This is a genomic window from Tenacibaculum sp. (genome assembly GCF_050290165.1).
In the GTDB taxonomy this organism is placed as follows: domain Bacteria; phylum Bacteroidota; class Bacteroidia; order Flavobacteriales; family Flavobacteriaceae; genus Polaribacter.
The window spans coordinates 60,429-83,716 of sequence record NZ_JBNKHD010000014.1 but is presented as its reverse complement, the minus strand read 5'-3'; the positions used below and the strand labels follow the sequence as shown (position 1 = coordinate 83,716).

Sequence of the window (23,288 nt, the reverse complement as noted above, 5' to 3'; positions counted from 1 at the left end):
AGGACTTTTAAAATATCCTATTTTTATAAGAACAAGTCTTAAAAACCCGTCTATGAAGAACACAAAGAATACTGAAACTTGGAAAAAACTCTATCTAAATTCAAAAGAATTTACCAAACCAACCTCTGTAGATAATATACTTTCTGATGCTGATGTAACCTTTCTAAAAGAAGAATTAAAAAACATTATCAATCGGTTTTTAGACAAAGGAGGATTGCATAAAGGCATCAAAGTATACATAAACCACGAGCTTCAAAATGGAATAGCCGAAGAAATGGCTACCAACAGACCAAAAGATAATGAAAACATTGAACAATGGTGTACTAGGTTCTTTGGTAATCAAAAATTTGGAATTGTTTTCAATAGTTTGGAAACTTACAGCAATGAATTCACCGAGAAAATGAGCCACATTGTAGCTCCCCTACTTCAAAAAGCAGGAATGCCGTTGGGTGGACTTTCTTTTTTATTTTTTATGGGAAATTATGGCTTTACTCCTTTCGGAATTCACAAAGATTCCAAAGGGGAAGATGGTTTTTTGTTCCATTTAGGACCAAACGATAAAGGTTTTTACACTTGGGATATCGAAGAATACAACCAAATAGAGCACCATACCAAAGTGTTTCACGAGGTGGAGTTAATGTTACCAAAATCCACTAAATATCCCCTAAAAACAAAGGCAGTCATGTTTATTCCACATCAGGTATATCACATCGCAAAAACCGATGAGTTTTCCTTGAGTGTGATAATGGATTATATAAATCCGTCACGAGATTCTTTAGAAAAGAAAATAGCTTCACAAATAGCCTTAAATGAGCTACCAAAAAATCCAACAATAGACTATTTAATGCCAGTTGATTTCACAACCAAGCAACTAGATTGGAATATTTTGTTAAACCGTGAAACATGGGAACAGCAATATAAAAAAGCACTTTTAAAATATATTATTGGACTTAAGAGCAATGCGGGAGTTTTACACCCGTCAATACCTCGAAACAACGAAGGGTTACCTAATCCACCATTTCAAATTATGGGAAAAACGATTTTTCCGTTGTTAACACATGTAGATAACACAGATAAAATCTGCATTATGGCTAGAGGAAATGAGATACCTGTAAGCAATAACCCAAAACTCAGTTTGATTTTTGATAAACTAAATAATGGAGAAACAATTAGCTTTAATGAACTACAAAACCACCTCACCCCTACTTGGGAATTGATAGATATTTTTGATTTAATAAGCCAGTTATGGCGGGTTGAAGCAATTACTATCCGTACTATATAGAGTACAACCTGCTGCTATTATTTTAAGTTATATTTTACAAAAAAGTTTTTTAAAGTGTTATTAATGAATTAAGTATAGCTGTGTTTTTTGTTTATCATTACTTTTTTTACTATGTTTAAACAAGAAAAAAATTGTAAAAGGTAGTACCCCTTATCTCAACTATTTTTTATTAATCTATTGTATGATAAACATATTTTCTACAGTAAAAAGTAGTGAATTGTGGTTTCATACAATTAAGTTTTATAATAGCTCAAATGCGCTATAAAACGAGTAATTAAGTTAAGGATTAATAAAAACCAAACATTATGAAAATAAGGGAGTTAATTTTAGGAGTATTGATATTGATAAGTCAGGGTTTATTTGCTCAATATAACTTTTCCGATCAGCAAAAATACATGATTAATGAATGGAAAGATGCATATGGAGGTCAGATTTACTATGCATATAATTACCCAAAAACATATAATATATATAAGCAGTTAAAAAGTTATTCTGGAATGAATTATCCTATAATTTTCAGTCAAACTTTTAATTGGGGACAAGCACATAATGGAGGTTTAATCATATTAGATTACTCAACGATTAATAAAAACAAGCATGTATTAGCATTTGTTTTTGCTCATGAATGGGGGCATCAAGCGTTAGGACATCAATCAAATATATATAACCCTTACGGATCTACGTGGAAAATACGAACTTCATCAACACAAACAGAAGATGAAGCAGACGTATATGCTGGTAAATTTTTAGCTAGTTATGGTTATGATATAAACACGGTTTATAATTACCTATATAGCTTACCAAAAAATAATAATGATCATACCCATTCTTCTGGTAAAGAAAGAGCAAAATTGGTTCTTAGAGGATATCAATTGGTTAGCGGTTCTAATAATGGAGGTGTGGAGTATACATACATTAAAATTCCTTGTACCCATATGGTACATCCAAATGGAGATATTACAGCATGTAATCATCGTGCTCATGTTAATGGAGATGTATATAGATGTCAACATTCTTGTACAAACTATTATGGTCAAATTATACCGTGTCATCCTAATGGAGATCTTTATCCATGCTCACATCGTGCTCATGTTAATGGAGATATAAATAGATGTGTACATAGGTTGCATCCTAATGGAGATACTAAAAAAGTACCAAAGTATTAAGTTGAATAAATATATTATAACTTCTTAAAAATGAGTAAAAAGACTTGTTTTTCTCCTCTTTTTTTACTATGTTTAAACTTGAAAATTGTTAAAAATAGTACTCCTCTTATCTCAACTATTTTTTATTGATACAATGTAAATACAAGCACTTCTTTACGATAAGTTGTAAAGGATGGTGACTTATAAAGCACGTATACTATTAAATCTTTAAACACCAATTTTATGAAAGAAAGTGGAGACGAATTAAAGTACAAAGGCTTTTCAGCTCAAGGAGAAAATATTCAAGACTTAGGTATTGAAAACTTTGAAGAAAAGGAACATTTTAAAGAGAATGATAAAGAATTGTCATATGCCCATACAGACTGTACAATTTTATGGGCGAACGGACAGTATCAAAAACCAAATATCATCGTAACTCAAGGAAAAATAAGTGTAAGACTGGGTAGAAATATCCAAAAAATCCAGCTTCGTAGTGTTCCAGGTAATGGCATAAGGTTTTTTAAAAATGGTACCTATAGCATACCTAATGGTGAATATGTTTTGTCTCTTTGGGGAGGAACGTACCCGTACGCCTATATAAAAGCATGTGTATCATACGACTAAGAGGATTTGATATGCGGTTAAAATACTTTTTAGTCTTTATAACTCTTATTTTTATAGAGGTTTCTTTTGCGCAGCAAAATCATATTGTGATTTTAGAAAAAACCGACGGAAATCAAGTATATAAGGTGAGCGGAAACTTTCCTAAAGACTGGATTAAATCTAAGTGGGATGAAGGGTATAAAATTCAGAATGTGAATTTTAATACCAATGAATGGTTTGTTGTGATGAACAAAACTCAAGGAGCTTTTTCTCAGCGATACATGCTTAGTCCATCAAGTCAGCAAATTAAAGATAAACTAAAAGATGGGTATACCATACAAGATATTTCCTTGTATATATCAGGAAACACAATACGTAGATTTTACCTGTTTGAGAAGATTTCTGTCAACCCTGTATCTGTATATTTTTTTGCAGGAAGTCCTAACTACAACCATAGCATTTCTAAAGAAGTGAAAGATGGTTGGAGCGGAGGCTGGTTTTGCAAAAACATAAAAAGCATGCAGTATAAAAATATAATTGCATTTTCTGTTTTAATGCCTCGAAAAAGAAACAATGAAGATCAGTTAATAGAATATAGGGCAGACTTTCCGCACGATTTATTAAAGAATAAAAAATCACAAGGATATAAGCTAACCAGCATTACGTACGATCAAAATAAAAAATCGTGGTGTGTGGTAATGACGAAAAAAAAAGCTGTTAAAAAAACAAATGGTACTGGGAATATTTGGTGGTGGGAAACCCCTCCTCAAACAGACTGGACATGGTTTAACTACAAAACACAAAAAAGTAATATAGATGATTATATCCATAACAAAGGCTATAGCATTGTAGGGCTTAATTAAGAGAATGCAGCAATTTTTATGTTTTGTTGTCATTTAAACCGTCATTGCGAGCACTAACGAAGCAATCTTTACCTCATACGTTCCAAACCAACAGATTACTTCAGTCGTCACCTCCTTCGTAATGACGTTATATTTTTTTGTTCCGTCATTGTTATTGGTTTCGTCATTGCGAGCCTTTCGACTGTCGCTCAAGACAGGCTAAAGCGAAGCAATCTTTAAGTTGTGCGTTCCCAATTAACAGATTACTTCAGTCGTCCCTCCTTCGTAATGACGTTATGTTTTTTGTTCCGTAATTGCTATTGGTTTCGTCATTGCGAGCAATAGCGAAGCAATCTTTTTATAACGAGTTCTAAACAAACAGATTACTTCGGTCATAACTTCCCTCGTAATGACGAAAAGGCTTGCCTCCCTCCTCTTTTTTTACTATGTTTAACACGCTAAAAAAAAGTAAAAAGTAGTACTACCCCTTATCTCAACTATTTTTTCTTAAAAAAGTAAAAACATACTTCTTTACGGGTTGCTGTAAAGAATAGTAGTTGTATACATATGCAAAGAAAATAAGAAGATATAAAATAGATGTTATGAGAGAAATTGCAAATTTGAAAGATCAAAAAAAGGAAAATCAAGGTCAAACAATTATTGTAAAACAAAAACAATCTAATGGAGCTGGTATTGCTGGATTTGTTTTATCAATAATAGGGATGCTTTTTTCATGGTTTCCTATTTTTGGGTGGTTGATATGGGCTTCAGGACTTATTCTGTCTTTAATTGGAATATTTGAAAAGCCTAGAGGATTAGCAATAGCTGGTTTAGTTATTTCTCTATTCGGTCTTACTTTGTTATTATTATTTTTTGTAGGATTGGCTATTTTAGGAGCAGCCACTTCATAGTAAACTAAAAAAGTAAAACAAACACTTCTTTATGGGTTGCCGTAAGGAATAGTGGCGGGGTATGTGTACATATGCATAAAATTAAAGAAGTACTTACTTTAATATCAGTAAAATATAACTAACAGTTATATCAAATTGTCATGAGAGATAATGAACAAATGCTATGAAACATAGAAAAATAATATTTATAGGAGGAATTCATGGAGTTGGAAAAGGAACTGTTTGCAAAGAATTAGTACAAAAGCTCAATTTTGAGCATCTGTCAGCAAGTGAAGTTCTTAGGTGGGATGAGATAAGTAATTTGAAAAACAAGAAAGTTCAAAACTTTAATACAACTCAAGATAGGTTATTAACCAACTTAAAAAAAATAGTTAAACCAAATAAAAAATACTTACTTGATGGGCATTTTGTTTTATTAAACTCACATGGAGAACCTGAAAAAATAAATGAATCTACTTTTTTTGGAATAGACCCAGAATCAATAATTCTATTGACTTGTGAACCTAAGTTAATATTGGAAAGACTTCAACAAAGAGATCAATCGAAGTACAAATTAAATGTTCTGGAAAAAATGCAACAAATGGAAATAGAACATGCTAATTATATATCTAAAAAGTTAAATATTCCATTATTTATTAATAGTGACGGTAAAACTAACTTAATAATTCATCATTTGGAAAAAATATGAGAGTTTTATTAGATACAAATATCATTATTCACCGAGAAGCTAATAAAATAATTGAGCCTGATATAGGACAATTATTTAATTGGATAGATAAACTTCACTATCAAAAATATATTCACCCAATTACAGTATCAGAAATTGAAACTTATAAGAATAAACAAGTTGTAGAAACTTTTTCAACAAAATTAGATAGTTATAATCAAATAAAACATCAAATACCTTTCTCTGCAGAAGTACAAGGTGTAAGTGATAAACTCGATTTTAATCAAAATGATATTAGTGATACACATTTATTAAATGAAATATTTGAAGGGAGAATAGATATACTTATTACGCAAGACAAAAAAATACATCTTAAAGCAGATAAATTAGGAATTTCTGATAAGGTTTATAAAATTCAGTCTTTCTTAGAAAAAGTAACATCCGAAAACCCTGATTTAGTACAATATAATGTGCTTGCTGTGAAAAAAGCTGATTTTGCTGAGGTAGATATTAATGATAGTTTCTTTGATAGTTTTAGAGAGGATTATAATGAATTTAATTCTTGGTTTAAATCTAAATTTGATAAAGTCTGTTATGTATGTTATAGTGATAATAACTTAACCGCTTTTCTTTACATTAAGGTAGAAGATGAAACTGAAAACTATTATGAAATAAAGCCATCATTTTCAAAGAAAAAAAGATTAAAAATAGGAACATTAAAGGTTATAAGTAATGGGTATAAAATTGGTGAAAGATTCTTAAAAGTAGTATTTGATAATGCTCTTCAATACAAAGTAGAAGAAATTTATGTAACTGTTTTTGACAAAAGGCCTGAGCAAGGACAGTTAATAGATATGTTAAAAGATTGGGGGTTTGTTGAACACGGAATTAAAACAACAAAAAATGGAGATGAAATTGTCCTGACTAGACCATTTGGAAAAACTCTACCAATTAATATTAATAAACCTAAACTTTCATTTCCTTTTTTCTCTAGAAAAACTAGAAAATATATAGTTAAAATAGAATCAAAATACCATACAGAATTATTTCCTGATAGTATTAATACTAGAGAAGATGAAACGAAATATATAGAGAATGAACCTCATAGAAATAGAATAGGAAAAGTATATATATCACATTCATTTGATAGACATCTCAAACCAGGAGATATTTTAATTATTTATAGAATAGGAGAAACAAAACCCAAAAAATATTCAAGCACTGTAACTTCAATTTGCATTGTAGAGGAGGTAATTAATAATTTTAAGTCCTTTGAAGATTTCTACAATGCTTGTTATAGAAGAACAATGATAAAAAAAGAAGAACTAGAAAAGAATTGGTGGAACAAGAAAAAATACAAACCTTTTGTTATAAAGTTTCTCTATGCACATTCATTTCCAACACCAAAGCCAACACTTGATGATTTAAATAAAATTGGTGTAATTCCTGATATAATGAATATACCTCTTGGTTTTATTGAAATAGACAATAATCAATTTAATAATTTAGTTAAATTTGCTTATAAATAAAAGAATCTTATGAAAGTAGTGTTATCAATAAAGCCTGAATTTGCATTTAAAATTTTTGATGGTACAAAAAGATTTGAGTTTAGAAAAGCTATTTTTAAAAAAGATAATGTAAAATCTGTTATAGTTTATGCTTCATCCCCTGTACAAAAAGTAATAGGAGAATTTGAAATAGGTGAAATAATTAATAATGATCTTGAAACTCTTTGGAGTTTAACAAAAGAGTATTCAGGAATAACAGAAGATTTTTTTTACGAGTATTTTGCTGAGAAAGAAAAAGGATTTGCTATCCAAGTAAAAAATAAGAAAATATATAAAACTCCAAAATGTTTAAAAACAGATTTTAATTTACACCCTCCTCAGTCGTTCGCTTACGTGAAATAAAATATTTTATAAAAAAATAATCCTCGTACATTTGCGTAAAATTTTTGTACGTTGAGCAAGCAAGCAATTGTAAATCACTATCAACAATCTGAGAATGTAAAACAGATTGTTCATCAGCTTCAACAAGATCCACACCATTTTCAAATAACGAATTTGGTCGGTTCTTCGTTGTCTTTTGTCATTTCCGAAACTTTTAAACAAGCCGATAAACCCTACTTGTTAATTTTTAACGACAAGGAAGAAGCTGCCTATTATCTAAACGATTTAGAGCAGTTATTGGGCGATAAAAACGTGCTGTTTTATCCGGGTTCGTATCGCAGACCTTATCAGATAGAAGAAACTGACAATGCCAATGTGCTCCTGCGTTCTGAGGTGTTAAACCGTATCAATTCTCGTAAAAAACCTGCGATTATTGTTACCTACCCTACTGCCCTGTTTGAAAAAGTGGTGACCAAAAAAGAGCTGGAAAAAAACACACTTAAAGTGGTGGTGGGCGAGCAAGTATCGCTCGATTTTGTCAACGAAGTACTGTTCGAATACCATTTTAAACGTGTCGATTTTGTAACCGAACCAGGTGAGTTTTCGGTACGTGGTGGAATTATTGATGTGTTTTCATTTTCTCACGACGAACCCTATCGTATTGAGTTTTTTGGTGATGAGGTAGACAGCATCCGAACCTTTGATGTAGAAACGCAACTTTCTAAAGAAAAACTGAAGAAAGTGAGCATTATGCCCAATGTAGAAAACAAAACATTGCAGGAATCGCGAGAAAGCTTTTTAAAATACATCTGGTCAAAAACCGCGGTTTTTGTGAAGAATGTAGACTTACTAAGCGATTCACTGGATAAATTCTACCGAAAAGCAGAACTATCGTTTAATGAATTATCTACCGAAATCAAACACGCAAAACCAGAAGAATTGTTTTGTAACGGTGAGCTCATTCGTAATCAATTACAAGATTTTACAACGGTTGACATCGGTAAAAACCGTCATTCCGAACAGAGAGAGGAATCTCATGAAGGTGTCCCAAGTATTAACTTCGACACCCACCCACAGCCATCCTTCAACAAAAAATTCGACCTGTTAATTCAGAATTTCAACGAATTTTCGGCCAAAGGATTTACCAATTATATATTATGTTCTAACGAACAGCAAGCACAACGTTTCCACGATATTTTTGACGACCACGAAGAAGAGGTTTCTTATGAAACCATCGTGTTTCCGTTGTATCAAGGATTTGTAGATTTAGATAGTAAAATAGTTTGTTATACCGATCATCAAATTTTTGAGCGTTATTACAAATTCCGACTCAAAAACGGATATGCGAAAAAGCAATCCATTACCCTGCAAGAACTGACCAAATTAGAGGTAGGCGATTATGTAACACATATCGATCACGGAATTGGAAAGTTTGGTGGACTCCAAAAAATTGATGTAGAAGGCAAAAAGCAAGAAGCCATCAAGCTAATTTATGGCGATCGTGATATTTTATACGTGAGTATTCACTCGCTACATAAAATTTCCAAGTTCAACGGAAAAGACGGAAAACCACCCAAAGTATATAAACTAGGGTCGAATGCTTGGAAAAAAGTCAAGCAGAAAACCAAAACACGCGTTAAAGAAATCGCGTTTAACCTTATTCAGCTATACGCAAAACGCAAGCTACAAAGAGGTTTTGCTTTCGGACCCGATACGCACATGCAACACGAGTTGGAAGCGAGTTTCTTATACGAAGACACACCCGATCAGTTCTCTTCTACCCAAGAGGTAAAAGCCGATATGGAAAAAGAACAACCGATGGATCGTTTGGTATGTGGTGATGTTGGTTTTGGAAAAACAGAAATTGCCATTAGAGCGGCTTTTAAAGCCGTAGATAACGGAAAACAGGTTGCGGTGCTCGTACCAACCACGGTTTTGGCATTTCAGCACTTTAAAACCTTTTCTAAGCGATTAAAAGACTTTCCGGTTACGATAGACTACTTAAACCGTTTTAGGACCACAAAACAGCGCAAAAGCGTGTTAGAAGGGGTTGCTGATGGAAGTGTGGATATTGTGATAGGAACGCATCAATTAACGAATAAAGCAGTTCAGTTTAAAGATTTAGGATTGTTGGTTATTGATGAGGAACAAAAATTTGGAGTAGCAGCCAAAGACAAGCTAAAAACGATTAAAGAAAACGTAGATACGTTGACCTTAACGGCAACGCCAATTCCACGTACTTTACAGTTCAGTCTGATGGCGGCAAGAGATTTATCGGTGATTAAAACGCCACCACCAAACCGTCACCCTATAGAAACCAATGTGATTCGCTTTAGCGAAGAAACTATTCGCGATGCGATTTCGTACGAGATTTCTCGTGGTGGGCAGGTGTTTTTTATCCATAACCGTATCGAAAACATCAAAGAAGTAGCAGGATTGTTACAACGTTTGGTGCCAAGTGCAAAAATTGGCATTGGTCACGGACAAATGGAAGGAAAAAAGTTAGAAGAACTCATGCTTGGTTTTATGAACAATGAGTTTGATGTATTGGTGTCTACCACCATTATTGAAAGTGGATTGGATGTACCGAATGCGAATACTATTTTCATTAATAACGCCAATAATTTTGGACTGTCGGATTTACACCAAATGCGTGGTCGTGTAGGGCGTTCGAACAAAAAAGCCTTCTGTTATTTTATCACCCCACCGTATCATCACATGACCGATGATGCACGTAAACGAATTCAAGCATTAGAGCTGTTTTCTGATTTAGGAAGTGGATTGAACATCGCCATGAAAGACTTGGAAATTCGTGGTGCTGGAGATTTGTTAGGAGGTGAACAAAGTGGATTTATCAACGATATTGGTTTTGATACCTATCAGAAAATCTTACACGAAGCCATTGAAGAACTGAAGGAAAATGAGTTTAAAGACTTATACCCTACGGATGAAAATGCACCGAAAGAGTATGTAAAAGAGGTACAAATTGATACTGATTTTGAAATTCTGTTCCCAGATGATTATGTAAACTCAGTTACCGAACGTTTGAGTTTATACAACAAATTAGGAACACTAACTACGGAAGAAGAATTGCAAACCTTTGAGACTGAAATTATCGACCGTTTTGGAGAATATCCAACGCAAGTAGCCGATTTATTAGACAGTGTTCGTATCAAATGGTTGGCGAAAGAACTAGGTTTAGAAAAGGTGATTTTAAAGCAAAAACGATTAATTGGATATTTTGTAGCCGATCAGCAAAGTGCTTTTTATCAAACCGAAGCTTTTACCAAAATGTTGAGGTACGTACAGCAGAATCCGAAGAGTTGTGTAATGAAAGAAAAGAATACCAAAAATGGATTGCGCTTACTCATCACGTTTATAAAAATTGACAGTGTACACAAGGCGTTAGAAACTTTACAGAAGGTATAGAACATTATTCCTCGCTCGCAATGACGGTAAAAAGAAGTTGTCAGTTCGAGTGGTTTTCACGATTAGAATGAGTGAAAATTGTATCGAGAACTGGTTTATATACATCTCGATACAAATTTCTTTCTTCTATCGAAAAAGAAATTCACTCGATGTGACAATGTAAACTCATAACCAAAATATGGGCACGCTCCCTTAGCAATAACGGAAAAAAATAAATCGTAATTTCTGTAAAAAGGAATAATTCGTTGATAAATTTTAAAATGAAAATATACTTTGTTTACATATTACAATGTTCAGACAAAACCTATTACACAGGAGTAACTTCAAACCTGTCTCAACGAATATTTCAACACCAAAATGGAACTTTTAAAGATAGCTATACTTCAAAAAGAAGACCTGTTTCATTAGTCTTTTATTGTGAGTTTACTAACGTAGAAATGGCTATTGAAAAAGAAAAACAAATTAAAAAATGGTCAAGAGCAAAAAAAGAAGCTCTTATAAATAATGAGTTTGAAAAACTACCTAATTTAGCAAAGAAGAAGTTTAATAATTAAGCTTTGTCTGTTCGAGTGGTTTTCACGATTAGAATGAGTGAAAATTGTATCGAGAACTAGTCTATATACATCTCGATACAAATTTCTTCCTTCTATCGAAAAAGAAATTCACTCGATGTGACAATTAAACTCATGACAAAAGATTGTCGCGTTTCGCTAGGAATGACAAAACAAAGAACTGTCATTTCGAAGGAGGTTACGACTGAGAAATCTTAAGAATAAGAGTGGCTCTCCTGAATGAGATTTCTCGTTTCACTCGAAATGACATATTTTTACGCACATGCAAACTAACCACATCAAAAACCTTTCAGGGTTATTATTAGCCACATTATTTATCAGTACTTCAGGAGTTTTAGGAAAGTATATTGCAATGCCTTCGGAAGTGATTGTATGGTTTCGTTCGGCATTTGCCATGGTGTTTTTATATGTCTTTTGCCGATTTAAAAAGATTGATTTAACCATACAATCCAAAAGACATTTGTTTCCGTTTTTAATAGGAGGTGTTTTTATGGCAGCGCATTGGATTACTTATTTTTATGCGTTAAAACTATCGAATGTAGCTATCGGAATGTTGTCGCTATACACTTTCCCTGTAATGATAGCATTTTTAGAACCCTTGTTTTTAAAAATAAAATTCAATCCGATTCATATTGTGTTAGGATTGTTAGTTTTAGTAGGCTTGTACATTTTAGCTCCTGATTTCGATATTAAAAACACGCAAGTTCAAGGGGTGTTATTTGGGTTGTTTTCTGCACTGTGTTATTCCGTTAGAATTTTAATTTTAAAGCAATATGTACAGCAATACAATGGAGTAATGTTGATGTTTTACCAAGTGGTTGTAATCACGATAACCTTGGTTCCTGTTTTATTTTTTATGGATGTTTCTGGATTCCAAGCACAATTTCCTTACTTGTTATTACTAGCCTTGTTAACTACCGCTATAGGGCATAGTTTAATGGTACATTCATTACAGTTTTTTACAGCATCTACTGCAAGTATTATTAGTAGTATTCAGCCTATCTTCGGAATTATATTAGCCTTTATTTTCTTAAATGAGGTACCCACGTGGAACACTTTTTTGGGAGGAAGCTTGATTTTAACGACGGTGGTTATTGAAAGTATTCGAAGTAGGAGACGTTAGTACAATTTTTGTTGCTGTTGAATGATGGTTTTCATACTAACATCTTCATAATTTCTACGAACATAGTTTAAAGCACTTTCTAGGATTTCTCCCATTCCATCACTATCTCTGAAGTTGATATCTCCTGTAAAATCAAAAATCTCTGTTTTTAATCGTTCAATATTTTTTGGAATAGAAATATTATCAGATTTCATAGCTTTTACCAAGCGATTTAAGCGAGCTCTTGACCCTAAAATTCTTTTGGCAACGATTGACCGTTCCTCTAATTTATACTGTTCTATAGAGGTTGAGGTGAGTTTGTCACCTACCAACTGAACCATTTTTAGATTTTCTTTAAAGAACTGCGGATAATAGACTTTAAATTTTCCTTCGTAGCACTGCTGGTCAAAATCTATAGGACGAATTTTATACACGACATTTTCAAAATCATGCGTAGGTACTACAACATAGTTGTATGAACGCATATCACCTAACAAACGAATCATACAACGTTCGTTGAACTTTACAAACTCTTTCGCTATTTGCGCTTTTTCAATTTCAATACAATTGTCTAAATAATCGTTGATAAACACATCTCCAGGAATTCCAGAAATATGTTCTTCAATCAAGGTGTCTTGGTACACCAAAAAGTTCAAGTTATAAGGAGATAAAAGATCTTCCAATTCTAAACCATAAATACGGGAAGCATCTGTTTTTTTTACATAAAAGTAGGTGTAATTATCGTTCAAGATATTTCGCACTTTTACTCGGAAAGGCTTTGAATTTCCAAAGGTACAATAGTCAACAGCATCAATATTTAGGTGTTGAATACTGGCATCAGAACCGTTAGAATGTAGAATATTATAGATCTTTTTAAGACTTAAGTCTATTTCTTCTCGTTCAAACTCATTATAATATACACGAACCCACAAGGTATCGTTCTCGTGTTTATCGTACACAACAATCGAACCCTGAAAACGTAACAAATCATCGTAAAAAATAGGAATTTGAATGGTACGATTATGCCTTTTCAAATAATTTCCTAGCTTTTTAGTAACTGGAAACGCTGGTTTTTTTTGTGATATGAGTTTGTTTTCTGACGTCATTTAAGAACCTTTTTTCAAAGATACTTGAATTTATTTCTTTGGAATAATATTTGTTAATTCTTAACAAAACTCTTGGCAATCGCCCTGCGATTAAACTTCAAACATTTTTCCCGGTAGCGGTTTAATAATTCCTTTGAGTTCTAATTGAATTAAGATGGAAGATAGTTGATAAATAGGTAATTCACAATTGATGGCAATATCATCAAACAACTGTTTCCCATTTTGTTGTAAATAATCATAGATTTTTTGTTCGGTATTATTCAAATCAACAAAAATCTTTTTTTGAACGGGTGCTGAGGCTCTCAGCAGATCCCAATTGAGCATTTTTACGATGTCTTCAGCAGAAGTAAGAATGTGTGCCTGATTATTTTTGATTAGGTTGTTACATCCTTTGCTGTAGATGTCTGTTGCTCTACCAGAAAGCGCAAACACATCACGATTGTACGAATTTGCGATATCGGCAGTAACTAACGAACCTCCTTTTTCAGCAGATTCAATAATGATGGTTGCTTTTGATAGCCCCGCTACAATACGATTTCGTTTTAGAAAATTTTCTCGCATCGGTTGTTCATCGTGCCAAAACTCGGTAATGAATCCCCCGTTGTTGTTTACTTCGTGAATGTATTTTTTATGTGTTTTCGGGTAAATCTCCTCCAAACCATGTGCTAAAACAGCGATGGTTTGTAAGTTATTTTTAATAGCTGCTTTATGAGCACAAATATCTACTCCGTAAGCAAAACCACTAACAATGATCGGGTCGTATTCTTTTAAGTCTTCAATAAGTTGATTGCAAAAATCACGTCCGTACGAACTCATGTTCCTTGTGCCTACAATAGAAATAGCTTTTTTGTTGTTAAGGTTGAGGTTTCCATCTTTAAAAATCAGGATAGGTGCATCTACGCAATGCTTTAAATGTTGAGGATAGTCATCGTTTAAAAAATACGAAAAAGTATTGTTGTTTTGTTGAATATAGTTGAGCTCCTTCTCTGCCCTTTTTAAGTTATTTTCATCAAAAAGATGCTGGGTAATTTGAGCACCTATACCGTTAATTTTATGCAGCGCATTAACCTTTTCTTTAAACACGTTTTCCACGCTCCCAACCGTTGTAATTAACTTCTTTGCTATGATGTCACCTACATTTTTGGTTGCCTGTAACCGAAGAATAGCTAGCAATTTTTCAGAATTCATACAGCAATAATTTGATTATCAATATACAAAAAACTGTTAATAAAAATCGAGTAATGGCTTGAAACTATTCATTTAAAAAGCTATATTTGTTCTTATGACATTAGCCAACTACATTAACGATTTATTATATAGATACGATTGCGTAATTGTTCCTAATTTTGGAGGATTTGTAACCAATACCATTGGTGCGAGGGTAAATACCACTACTCACACTTTTTATCCGCCTAAAAAGCAACTTACCTTTAATGCGTATTTACAGCATAATGATGGTTTATTGGCTAATTATATAGCTTCAAACAAGAATATTTCTTTTGAACAAGCTACAGCTTTTATTGCTGAAGAAGTTGCTAAATGGAATAAAGACTTAAAAACGACTGCAGTTGAAGTAGCTTCTGTAGGAAGTTTATCGTTAAACGAAGCGAATCAAGTAGTTTTTGAACCGAATCTTAACAGTAATTTCTTAACAGCGTCTTTTGGTTTAGCTGAGGTTTCTACTCCTTCGGTAGAAAGAGTTAAAGAAGTTAAGGTGAAATCATTGCCAGCAGTTTCTGAAGAAAAAAGCAAGACAATTCCATTGTATATCAAAAGAGCAGCTGCTGCGGCAGTATTTGTAGGAGTTGCGTATGTAGGATGGAATGGTGTTCAAAATCAGCAACAACAAGAGTTGTTAGCAAACCAAGAAGAATCGGTACAAAAGAAAATTCAATCGGCAACTTTTGTAATTGACAATCCGTTGCCAACTATTAACCTAAACGTTACCAAAGAAGCAAAAAACTTTCATATTATTGCTGGTGCTTTTCAAGAGGTGGACAATGCTGAAAACAAGTTAGCAGAGTTACAAGAAAAAGGATATGATGCTAGTATTATTGGTAAGAATAAGTTTGGGTTAACACAAGTTGCTTTTGCTAGTTATGCTACACGATCGGAAGCTAGAAAAGCCTTAGAAACCATTAAAGAATTGGTAAGCGAAGACGCTTGGTTATTGGCTAAATAATCCTTTTTTAATTTTTTGTGTAATTTCAATCAAGAACTGGTATAGGTTTTTTTCTTGCTGTATCTTTGCAGCAAACTATAATTGATGAAAGCAAAAACACCTAGCGAATCGTTAACGGTACTTACCGATCTTGTTTTACCAGGAGAAACCAATTATTTAGATAATCTTTTTGGAGGAGAGTTATTAGCTCGTATGGATAGAGCTTGTAGTATTGCTGCACGCCGACATTCGAGAAGAATTGTTGTAACGGCTTCGGTAAACCATGTGGCTTTTACCAAATCGGTTCCTGTAGGAAGTGTGGTAACCTTAGAAGCCAAGGTATCACGTGCGTTTAAATCGTCAATGGAGATTTATGTAGATGTTTGGATAGAAGACCGTCAATCTGGCGAAAAAACGAAGGTAAACGAAGGAATTTATACGTTTGTTGCAGTTGATGAAACTGGTAAACCGGTACCTATTCCTCAAATAGAACCAGAAACAGAATTAGAAAAGAAACGTTATGCTGCGGCTTTACGTAGAAAGCAATTAAGCTTGGTTTTAGCGGGTAAAATGGACCCTAAGGAGGCTAAGGAGCTTAAAGCCTTGTTTTTGGATTAAAACCGTTTATATTTCATCTACATTGCCACTTTCGGATAAGAGAATGGCAATGTTTTTTGTTTTTTCGAACTGAGAAAAGATAATAATTAGAATTACAGTAATGGGTACCGAAAGAATCATACCCGTAATTCCCCAAATTTCTCCCCATACAGCTAAGGAAAGTATAGTTACTAGCGGACTTAAGTTCAGCGATTTTCCAAAAACTTTAGGTTCTACAACATTCCCTACAACTACTTGTATAGCTCCTACTCCAACTAAAACAATTAAAAAAGGAGCAAACTCTCCAAATTGTATCAAGCAAAATATGGCAGGAAAAGCGGTAGCTACTAACGAACCGATGGTTGGTATATAATTCAGTAAAAAGATTAAAAAAGCCCAAAACGGAGCACCATCTACACCGACCATAAGCAAAACAAAATAGCTTAAAATACCAGTTAATAAACTTACATAGGTTTTTAATCGTAAATAGCTAGAAATAGAAGTCTCTACCTTTTTTAAGATAGATTGAAAACTTTTGGAGTTACCTTCTTGATGTGTAAAAACACGTTGTAGTTTTAATTTAAAATTACTCTCTTCTAAGAAGATAAACAAGGCATAAATAATAATCATAAAGGTGTCACCTAGCAAACCGCTAATTCCGTTCGCTATATCGCCTAAAACAGAGCCATAATCGAAATCTCCCACAATCGATTTTACAGAAGTAATAATGTCAATATGAAAATAAGAATCCAAACGCTTTATAATAGCCCCTACGTTAGGTTCGTATTTAGAATAAGATGTTGTTAAGTTTGATATGCTATTGGTAATAATTTCAGAAACAAAACTAAAACCTAAAACAATGAGGGTGAATACAAATATATTGCTCAACCAAAAAGGAATAAAACGTTTTGCAAAAGGAATTTTATAAATCGTCTTTCGAATTTCACGTGTTAAAAACCAAAAAATAAGCGCAAAAATAAACGGAATTAAAATCCCTTTTCCAAGTATCAAAGCCGCGATAATAGCGATGGTTACAATAATAAAGTTGGCAGCGTTTTTCACACGGTTAAATTTTAGTAATTTTTTGATTACAAATTAATTATAAAATTGAGAACGTGTGCAACCGTTACGCTCTCACATTAAAAATTTTAAACATTTCTTTTTGTAAAAAAAGTTTAAAACTTATTAATGTTCGTTTTATAGTGTTATGAACGAATCCACTGAGCAGGATTCAGTCGGTTTTTGTTTTTGTATAACATAAAACTAAGCTGTGTTTTACCAGTAACTTTGTTGGTAAACACTTTTCCTAATTTTTCACCAGTTTTTACCACATCTCCTTTTTTAACATACACCTCTTTCAACTTGTTGTAGGCAGAAATGTAGTTACCGTGTTGCACCAATACTGATTTTCGTCCATCAGAATGCAATTGAATAACCAACACTTTTCCGTTAAAAATACTTTTAGCATCTGTGTTTGGTTTGGTAGCAATATACAATCCGTGACTGTTTATGCTAATTCCTGGAAATGTAGGGTGTGGTTGTACTCCATATTTTCTGGTAATAACTCCATTAACAGGCCAAGGTAATTTTCCTTTATTTTGTTCAAAATTAGCTAATAAGGCTTTTTCTTCGGTATTTAAAATAAAGTCTGAACTAGTTGTTTTTCCAGAGCTTGTTTTTTTACCCTTATTGGCTTTGGCAATAGCATCTCTAATTAACTTATCAATTTTTTCAGCAATTCTTTTTTCTTCTTTTTGTTTTTTCTGTAAGTCACTTTTGTACTTACTTTCTTCTTTTTTAATTTTTGAGATTAATTGCTCTTGATTTTTCTTGTCATCTTCAATCTCTTCCTTCTGATTTTTCTCATCAGCTAATAAAGCATCTTTTGATTTTTTTTGAGCAATTAATGAGTCGTTTAACTGCTCTACTTCTTTAGTTTTTACAACAATTTCTTCTCCTTGTTTTCTTCTAAAATCGCTGTATTGTTGCATGTATTTTAATCGCTTGTATGCCTGATAAAAACTTTCTGATGAGAGTAAAAACATCGTTTTACTTTGCTGTGATTTACTCTTGTAAGATTTTACAACCATGTCAGAGTAATCAGCTTTTAATTTTTTTAGTTCATCGTTGTATTTTTCTAGCTCTTTTTCGTTTGATTTAATTTCTTTAGATAAGGCTTTAGACTCTAATTCAATCGTTTCTATTAAACGCTCTCTCACCGTAATTTTTTGATTTAAATCTTTTAAATCATCTAAGGCATTGCTTTTCTCTTTCTTGGTTTTAAATAAGAGATTATTAACCTGTTCTATTTCATTCTTAAGTTTTTTTCGCCTATTCTCAAGTTCTTTTCTACTTTGGCCAAAAGAAGAAACACTTATAAAAAGTAAGCATGAAAAAGATATGTAAAAAACAATATGTTTCATTATAATTGAATTTCTTTATATCCGCTAGGAATGTTAAAGTCTATATTAAGTTTAGTATTGTATTCAACTGTTTTTGTGGTTATGTCAATAATCGTAAACTTGTTACTTTCTCGGGCTTTAATGTTGATTTTTTCAGGGAATAAAGTACTATTTTTTTTATGATATTTAGGATAGATAATATCTAAACGCTGGTTTTTCTCCAAATTTACAATCGATTGTTTGTTGAGTTTAAAGTGTTGTGGATTTACATAAAAGAACAAATCGAACAAACTAGGTTGATTTTTTGGTGACAATTGATATGAGTTTTCTTGAATTACAACATCCTGACGTTCCGACTTTAAATCCATTAAAGCTTCACCGAGTAGCATGCTTTGTAATTGCTGAAAATTGATATCGGTTCCTAATAATTCCTTTAACATTGCAAAATCTCCATCAAAAAAAATCTTTTTATAAGGAGAATAAAACTGAACCTTTTCAGGTGTAATTTTGGCTTTAAAAACAGTAATAAGTTTGGTGCCTTTTAACCAAATAACTTCATCTTTTTTAATTTTCATTCGAACCGAAAACCCAACTTCTTCTTTATTGCTTCTATAATTAACTTTTAAACGAGCGTCTACTGTTTCTTTGTTAAAATTAGCAGCGATGTGTTTTTTTGCTACTTTACGAGCAGAAAGCTCTTTAATAACAGTTTTACCAGTAAGTTTTTTGGTGGATTTACACGAAGTAAAGCCTAAAAATAATACAATGAAGAGTGTTATATATCTCATATAAATTTATCCTAGCGAACAGAGTTACTTTAAAATTTTTACAGCTTTATTCTTGTAAGAATTTGATTTTTTAATATCGTTCAATCCTTGATAAGCTTTTGAGATTTCTAAGTAAAACTTTGCTTCTATTTCGTTGTTGTCAATTACAAAATCAATGCCATTTTGTAAGCTTTCCAACGCTTTTTTAAATTCTTTGTTATTGTTATGTGCCTTCCCATTCATTAAGTATACCAGAGGTTGTGCAGGAAACAAGATCAATCCTTCCTCGCTATACTTTAACAAATCAGGGTCATTATCGTTAGCTAATTTTTCTAATAACGCTTTTAAGTTATCGAATGACTTTTCTTTTTCAAATTGCAAACGAGTGTCTGTAGTTACGATAATTTTTTTTGGTTTTGGTGTAATTGAGTCTCTTTGGAGAATTTTTTCTTCAATTTTACGCAATCTAGCATTGAGTAGTTTAGCTTCTTTTAATTCAGCTAAAACTTTTTTGGCACCCTCAATGTTATTGTTTTGAAGATGTAAAAAAACCAATACTTGTTTTTTCTTTGGATGGGTTGTTGCTATTTTTTGTTGGGCAATAATAGCATCATCAAAATTTGCCAGTTTTCTTAAAGTAGCAACTTTATGTTCAAGCATCCATAAGTTATCAGGTTCTTCATTCAGTGCTAAATCAATATAGTTTAGGGCTTCAGGATTTCTGCCTAATTTATCATAGTTTTTTGACAGCTCAAATAAAACAGCCTTATTGTTAGGCAGTATTTGATTACATTTTTCTAAATGTTCAATAGCTTTTTGATAATTAAAAATAGCCTTGTCTGAAAGTGCTTTGAAAAAATGTTGTTGAAATTCTAGATTATTTTTTTCATTAATATCAACAGAGGGCGGAATGCTATCTTGAGCATTCATGAAGAAAGAAAAGAGAAGGAAGAAAAAAGGCAATACTATTTTTATAGAAAAAACCTGTCCTATTTTTTCACATCTCTTTTCTTTAAAAATTTTATGTAAGTTCTGTATAATCACCTATACTTACTGATGTATAATTAGCGTTGTACTTTGCATGATTACCAATCATAGCATTATCTAAATTAGCATTTGAAATATGCACATTTGTTTGAATCAGTGAGTTTGTAATAGTTGAGTTTTCAACTACACTATTTTCACCAATAGAAACATAAGGACCAACTTTAGCATTTTTTAACACGACATTTTTTCCTATGTAACAAGGTTGTATGATTTCTGCGTTCTCTAATACAACGTCGTCAGATACCAAATTGTTGCCATCAGCTTGTTCAAAGCCTAAAACAAGTTTATTGGTGTCAACTGTCGGGTCTTTTTTACCACAATCCATCCAAGTACTTACTTTACCAGGAATAAATTTGGCTCCTTGTTGTTTTAAACTTTCAAGAACATTTGTCAATTGATATTCACCATTTTCTCTAATATCATTATCTAACAAATATTTTATTTCTTCTCGAACCTTACCTCCATCTTTAAAGTAGTATATACCAATAATAGCCAAATCAGATACAAACTCTTTAGGTTTTTCAACAAAATCAGTAATAAACCCATCTTTCATTTTAACCACTCCAAAAGCACTAGGGTCTTCTACTTGTTTTACCCAAATAGCGCCATCGGCATTAGCATCTAAAGTAAAATCAGCTTTAAATAAAGTATCTGCAAATGCTACAACACACGAGCCATTTAAAGATTCTTTGGCGCAATAAATAGCATGTGCAGTACCTAAAGCTTCTTCTTGTACATATACTGAACCTTTTGCACCTAAGTTTTCAGCTATTTTCATCAATTTATCTTCTGTGTCAGCTGGAAATCCTTTAGCAGCAGGCCCAATAATAAAAGCGATTTCTTCTATAGGTTGATTTACTACTGAGGTAATATCTTCTACTAAACGTTGAACAATTGGTTTACCAGCTATAACAGTTAATGGTTTAGGAGTTGTTAATGTATGCGGTCTTAAGCGCGATCCAATTCCTGCCATTGGTACAATTATCTTCATATATCTCTTTTCGGTTTAACGGTGCAATATACCATTAATAACGCATTGAAAAAAGTTATAAACCTTTTGGAATTGCCTCAATTAAAGTTTGTGTATATTTTGATTTTGGGTGTTGGTAAATTTCATCTGCATCAGCTATTTCCTCTATCCTTCCTTTGTTCATTACTACCAGTTGATCTGCCATGTATTTTACGACCGATAAATCGTGTGAAATAAAAATGTACGTAAAGTTAAATTCCGTTTTTAATTCATTTAAAAGATTTAAAACTTGCGCTTGCACTGATACATCGAGAGCCGAAACCGACTCGTCACAAATTATTAGTTTGGGTTGTAATGCAATAGCACGAGCAATTCCTATCCGTTGACGCTGACCACCAGAAAACTCATGAGGATAGCGGTTAAAATGAGAAGTCTCTAACCCTACTCTTTCTAATAAGTTACACACGTACTCTTTTCGTTCTTTCTTAGAATTTAAAATATGATGAACTTTCATTGGCTCTAAAATAGCATCACCTACAGTAATTCTAGGGTTTAAGGAAGAAAAAGGGTCTTGAAAAATAATCTGAATTTCTTTTCGTAGTTTTTTAAAACCCGCTTTTGAAAGCTTTGTGAGGTCCATTCCTTTGTATAAAATACTTCCCGAACTTGCTTTTTCTAGACCTAATATAGTTCTACTCAAAGTAGTTTTACCACAACCACTTTCTCCTACCAACCCTAAAGTTTCTCCTTCGTAAATTTTAAAAGAAACATCGTTTACAGCTTTGACTATGGATGGTTTTGAAAACCAAGAGGCATTGCCAATATAATCTTTATGTAGATTGTTAATTTCTAATAAAGGAGGTTGACTGTATATTTTATGATGAAAAGTTGTTCGTTCTTCATTAGTGTACACGGTTAAATCAACAGTATCATTTATAAAATCGGTAACGGTTGGTAATATTTTAAGTCGTTTTTTTGTGTTTGGTTTTGAGTTGATTAGAGCTTTTGTATAGTTTTCTTTTGGATTCAAAAAAACACTTCTAGCGGTGCCTTTTTCAATAAGCTTTCCTTTATGCATAACAATAACATCATCAGCAATTTCAGAAACCAATGCTAAATCATGAGAGATAAAAATAATTCCCATTTTAAACTCTTGCTGTAACTCTTTTAATAGCAAAATAATTTCTTTTTGCACAGTTACATCTAGCGCTGTTGTAGGTTCATCAGCAATAAGCAATTGTGGCTTGCAAGCAATTGCCATGGAAATCATTACACGTTGTTTTTGCCCCCCACTTATTTGGTGTGGATATGAATTGTATATGTCTTCGGGTCTAGGAAGTTTTACCTTTGAGAATAAAGAAATAACCTCTTCTTTAATTTTATGGATAGATAGTTGTGTATGTTGTTGTAAAATTTCAGCAACTTGAACACCACAAGTAAGAGTAGGGTTTAAAGAACTCATAGGTTCTTGAAAAATCATCGCAATTTTATTTCCCCGTATTTTTTGAAAATCAAGCTGACTATAGTTTAATAAATTACATTGATTAAAAAGTAACTCACCTTTAATTGTAGCTGTTTTTGGTAGTAACCCTAAAATAGCTAATGTACTGATTGATTTTCCGCTACCACTCTCCCCTACAATTCCTAAAGTTTTATTTTTTTGAACATCAAAAGAAATTCCTTGAACAACTGGAGGCGAATTTTTGAAAGAAATTTCTAAGTTTTTAACTCTAAGCATCTATCTTAATTTTGAATAAAAGTACAACGATTATTTTCAGTTTTTGAAAAAAAGTTTG

General features: G+C 32.6%; 21 protein-coding genes. 13 read left to right on the top strand and 8 right to left on the bottom strand.

All coding sequences use genetic code 11. The annotated features are described in order from the left end of the window. Window positions 1-52 precede the first annotated feature (52 nt). The 11 genes from ACQY6M_RS10880 (at window position 53) to ACQY6M_RS10830 (ending at window position 12,463) form a co-directional block, all read left to right on the top strand. On the top strand, window positions 53-1,282 hold the full coding sequence (locus tag ACQY6M_RS10880) for an RNA methylase (protein ID WP_428743493.1): 1,230 nt from the start codon (window positions 53-55) through the stop codon (window positions 1,280-1,282). A gap of 305 nt (window positions 1,283-1,587) precedes the next feature. Further along, window positions 1,588-2,448, top strand: coding sequence for a hypothetical protein (locus ACQY6M_RS10875; protein WP_428743494.1), 861 nt, complete (start codon window positions 1,588-1,590; stop codon window positions 2,446-2,448). A 222-nt stretch (window positions 2,449-2,670) separates the two neighbouring features. Continuing rightward, the gene (locus tag ACQY6M_RS10870; RefSeq protein WP_428743495.1) at window positions 2,671-3,051 is read left to right on the top strand and encodes a hypothetical protein; all 381 of its coding nucleotides are present in this window, start codon (window positions 2,671-2,673) and stop codon (window positions 3,049-3,051) included. Between the two features lie 11 nt (window positions 3,052-3,062). After that, a complete protein-coding gene (locus ACQY6M_RS10865; protein ID WP_428743496.1) occupies window positions 3,063-3,893 on the top strand; it encodes a DUF7477 domain-containing protein in 831 nt (276 codons plus the stop codon). A gap of 581 nt (window positions 3,894-4,474) precedes the next feature. Beyond that, on the top strand, window positions 4,475-4,783 hold the full coding sequence (locus ACQY6M_RS10860; RefSeq protein ID WP_428743497.1) for a hypothetical protein: 309 nt from the start codon (window positions 4,475-4,477) through the stop codon (window positions 4,781-4,783). Window positions 4,784-4,946: 163 nt separating this feature from the next. Further along, window positions 4,947-5,471 (top strand): ATP-binding protein, encoded by a 525-nt coding sequence (locus tag ACQY6M_RS10855; protein WP_428743498.1) that lies wholly within the window; start codon window positions 4,947-4,949, stop codon window positions 5,469-5,471. Beyond that, window positions 5,468-6,979: a PIN domain-containing protein gene (locus ACQY6M_RS10850; RefSeq protein ID WP_428743499.1), complete on the top strand. Its 1,512-nt coding sequence runs from the start codon at window positions 5,468-5,470 to the stop codon at window positions 6,977-6,979. The genes ACQY6M_RS10855 and ACQY6M_RS10850 overlap by 4 nt, the downstream gene beginning before the upstream one ends. A gap of 9 nt (window positions 6,980-6,988) precedes the next feature. Continuing rightward, complete coding sequence (locus ACQY6M_RS10845; RefSeq protein WP_428743500.1) at window positions 6,989-7,360, top strand: hypothetical protein; 372 nt, start codon at window positions 6,989-6,991, stop codon at window positions 7,358-7,360. 51 nt (window positions 7,361-7,411) lie between these two features. Next, entirely contained in the window at window positions 7,412-10,768 is a 3,357-nt protein-coding gene (mfd, locus tag ACQY6M_RS10840) for a transcription-repair coupling factor (protein WP_428743501.1), read from the top strand. A gap of 260 nt (window positions 10,769-11,028) precedes the next feature. Continuing rightward, window positions 11,029-11,322, top strand: a complete 294-nt coding sequence (locus ACQY6M_RS10835; protein WP_428743502.1) for a GIY-YIG nuclease family protein — start codon at window positions 11,029-11,031, stop codon at window positions 11,320-11,322. 280 nt (window positions 11,323-11,602) lie between these two features. After that, window positions 11,603-12,463 carry a DMT family transporter gene (locus ACQY6M_RS10830; RefSeq protein ID WP_428743503.1) on the top strand — a complete coding sequence of 287 codons (861 nt, stop codon included), beginning with the start codon at window positions 11,603-11,605 and terminating at the stop codon, window positions 12,461-12,463. Here the strand turns inward: ACQY6M_RS10830 and ACQY6M_RS10825 are convergent. Both ACQY6M_RS10825 and dprA read right to left on the bottom strand, forming a co-directional pair. Next, the gene (locus tag ACQY6M_RS10825) at window positions 12,460-13,548 is read right to left on the bottom strand and encodes a hypothetical protein (RefSeq protein WP_428743504.1); all 1,089 of its coding nucleotides are present in this window, start codon (window positions 13,546-13,548) and stop codon (window positions 12,460-12,462) included. The genes ACQY6M_RS10830 and ACQY6M_RS10825 overlap by 4 nt on opposite strands. Before the next feature lie 90 nt (window positions 13,549-13,638). Further along, window positions 13,639-14,736: a DNA-processing protein DprA gene (gene dprA / locus ACQY6M_RS10820; RefSeq protein ID WP_428743505.1), complete on the bottom strand. Its 1,098-nt coding sequence runs from the start codon at window positions 14,734-14,736 to the stop codon at window positions 13,639-13,641. A 94-nt stretch (window positions 14,737-14,830) separates the two neighbouring features. Here dprA and ACQY6M_RS10815 point away from each other — a divergent pair, with 94 nt between their 5' ends. Together ACQY6M_RS10815 and ACQY6M_RS10810 are read left to right on the top strand one after the other, a co-directional pair. Beyond that, window positions 14,831-15,730, top strand: coding sequence for an SPOR domain-containing protein (locus tag ACQY6M_RS10815; protein WP_428743506.1), 900 nt, complete (start codon window positions 14,831-14,833; stop codon window positions 15,728-15,730). Between the two features lie 84 nt (window positions 15,731-15,814). After that, complete coding sequence (locus ACQY6M_RS10810; protein ID WP_428743507.1) at window positions 15,815-16,327, top strand: acyl-CoA thioesterase; 513 nt, start codon at window positions 15,815-15,817, stop codon at window positions 16,325-16,327. A gap of 6 nt (window positions 16,328-16,333) precedes the next feature. Here the strand turns inward: ACQY6M_RS10810 and ACQY6M_RS10805 are convergent, their stop codons facing one another. The 6 genes from ACQY6M_RS10805 to ACQY6M_RS10780 form a co-directional block, all read right to left on the bottom strand. After that, window positions 16,334-17,368, bottom strand: a complete 1,035-nt coding sequence (locus tag ACQY6M_RS10805) for an AI-2E family transporter (protein WP_428743508.1) — start codon at window positions 17,366-17,368, stop codon at window positions 16,334-16,336. A gap of 143 nt (window positions 17,369-17,511) precedes the next feature. Continuing rightward, complete coding sequence (locus tag ACQY6M_RS10800; RefSeq protein WP_428743509.1) at window positions 17,512-18,729, bottom strand: murein hydrolase activator EnvC family protein; 1,218 nt, start codon at window positions 18,727-18,729, stop codon at window positions 17,512-17,514. Continuing rightward, window positions 18,729-19,496: a DUF4292 domain-containing protein gene (locus tag ACQY6M_RS10795; RefSeq protein WP_428743510.1), complete on the bottom strand. Its 768-nt coding sequence runs from the start codon at window positions 19,494-19,496 to the stop codon at window positions 18,729-18,731. The genes ACQY6M_RS10800 and ACQY6M_RS10795 overlap by 1 nt, the downstream gene beginning before the upstream one ends. A 24-nt stretch (window positions 19,497-19,520) precedes the next feature. Further along, window positions 19,521-20,405: a tetratricopeptide repeat protein gene (locus tag ACQY6M_RS10790; protein ID WP_428743511.1), complete on the bottom strand. Its 885-nt coding sequence runs from the start codon at window positions 20,403-20,405 to the stop codon at window positions 19,521-19,523. Between the two features lie 91 nt (window positions 20,406-20,496). After that, the gene (locus ACQY6M_RS10785) at window positions 20,497-21,513 is read right to left on the bottom strand and encodes a sugar phosphate nucleotidyltransferase (protein ID WP_428743512.1); all 1,017 of its coding nucleotides are present in this window, start codon (window positions 21,511-21,513) and stop codon (window positions 20,497-20,499) included. 55 nt (window positions 21,514-21,568) lie between these two features. Next, window positions 21,569-23,230: an ABC transporter ATP-binding protein gene (locus ACQY6M_RS10780; protein ID WP_428743513.1), complete on the bottom strand. Its 1,662-nt coding sequence runs from the start codon at window positions 23,228-23,230 to the stop codon at window positions 21,569-21,571. Window positions 23,231-23,288 lie beyond the last annotated feature (58 nt).

Excerpts from the sequence above, each read along its gene's own strand:
- ACQY6M_RS10880 (WP_428743493.1), top strand. The coding sequence starts at position 53 with ATGAAGAACACAAAGAATACTGAAACTTGGAAAAAACTCTATCTAAAT.
- ACQY6M_RS10875 (WP_428743494.1), top strand. The coding sequence starts at position 1,588 with ATGAAAATAAGGGAGTTAATTTTAGGAGTATTGATATTGATAAGTCAG.
- ACQY6M_RS10870 (WP_428743495.1), top strand. The coding sequence starts at position 2,671 with ATGAAAGAAAGTGGAGACGAATTAAAGTACAAAGGCTTTTCAGCTCAA.
- ACQY6M_RS10865 (WP_428743496.1), top strand. The coding sequence starts at position 3,063 with ATGCGGTTAAAATACTTTTTAGTCTTTATAACTCTTATTTTTATAGAG.
- ACQY6M_RS10860 (WP_428743497.1), top strand. The coding sequence starts at position 4,475 with ATGAGAGAAATTGCAAATTTGAAAGATCAAAAAAAGGAAAATCAAGGT.
- ACQY6M_RS10855 (WP_428743498.1), top strand. The coding sequence starts at position 4,947 with ATGAAACATAGAAAAATAATATTTATAGGAGGAATTCATGGAGTTGGA.
- ACQY6M_RS10850 (WP_428743499.1), top strand. The coding sequence starts at position 5,468 with ATGAGAGTTTTATTAGATACAAATATCATTATTCACCGAGAAGCTAAT.
- ACQY6M_RS10845 (WP_428743500.1), top strand. The coding sequence starts at position 6,989 with ATGAAAGTAGTGTTATCAATAAAGCCTGAATTTGCATTTAAAATTTTT.
- ACQY6M_RS10835 (WP_428743502.1), top strand. The coding sequence starts at position 11,029 with ATGAAAATATACTTTGTTTACATATTACAATGTTCAGACAAAACCTAT.
- ACQY6M_RS10830 (WP_428743503.1), top strand. The coding sequence starts at position 11,603 with ATGCAAACTAACCACATCAAAAACCTTTCAGGGTTATTATTAGCCACA.
- ACQY6M_RS10825 (WP_428743504.1), bottom strand. The coding sequence starts at position 13,548 with ATGACGTCAGAAAACAAACTCATATCACAAAAAAAACCAGCGTTTCCA.
- dprA (WP_428743505.1), bottom strand. The coding sequence starts at position 14,736 with ATGAATTCTGAAAAATTGCTAGCTATTCTTCGGTTACAGGCAACCAAA.
- ACQY6M_RS10815 (WP_428743506.1), top strand. The coding sequence starts at position 14,831 with ATGACATTAGCCAACTACATTAACGATTTATTATATAGATACGATTGC.
- ACQY6M_RS10810 (WP_428743507.1), top strand. The coding sequence starts at position 15,815 with ATGAAAGCAAAAACACCTAGCGAATCGTTAACGGTACTTACCGATCTT.
- ACQY6M_RS10800 (WP_428743509.1), bottom strand. The coding sequence starts at position 18,729 with ATGAAACATATTGTTTTTTACATATCTTTTTCATGCTTACTTTTTATA.
- ACQY6M_RS10795 (WP_428743510.1), bottom strand. The coding sequence starts at position 19,496 with ATGAGATATATAACACTCTTCATTGTATTATTTTTAGGCTTTACTTCG.
- ACQY6M_RS10790 (WP_428743511.1), bottom strand. The coding sequence starts at position 20,405 with ATGAATGCTCAAGATAGCATTCCGCCCTCTGTTGATATTAATGAAAAA.
- ACQY6M_RS10785 (WP_428743512.1), bottom strand. The coding sequence starts at position 21,513 with ATGAAGATAATTGTACCAATGGCAGGAATTGGATCGCGCTTAAGACCG.
- ACQY6M_RS10780 (WP_428743513.1), bottom strand. The coding sequence starts at position 23,230 with ATGCTTAGAGTTAAAAACTTAGAAATTTCTTTCAAAAATTCGCCTCCA.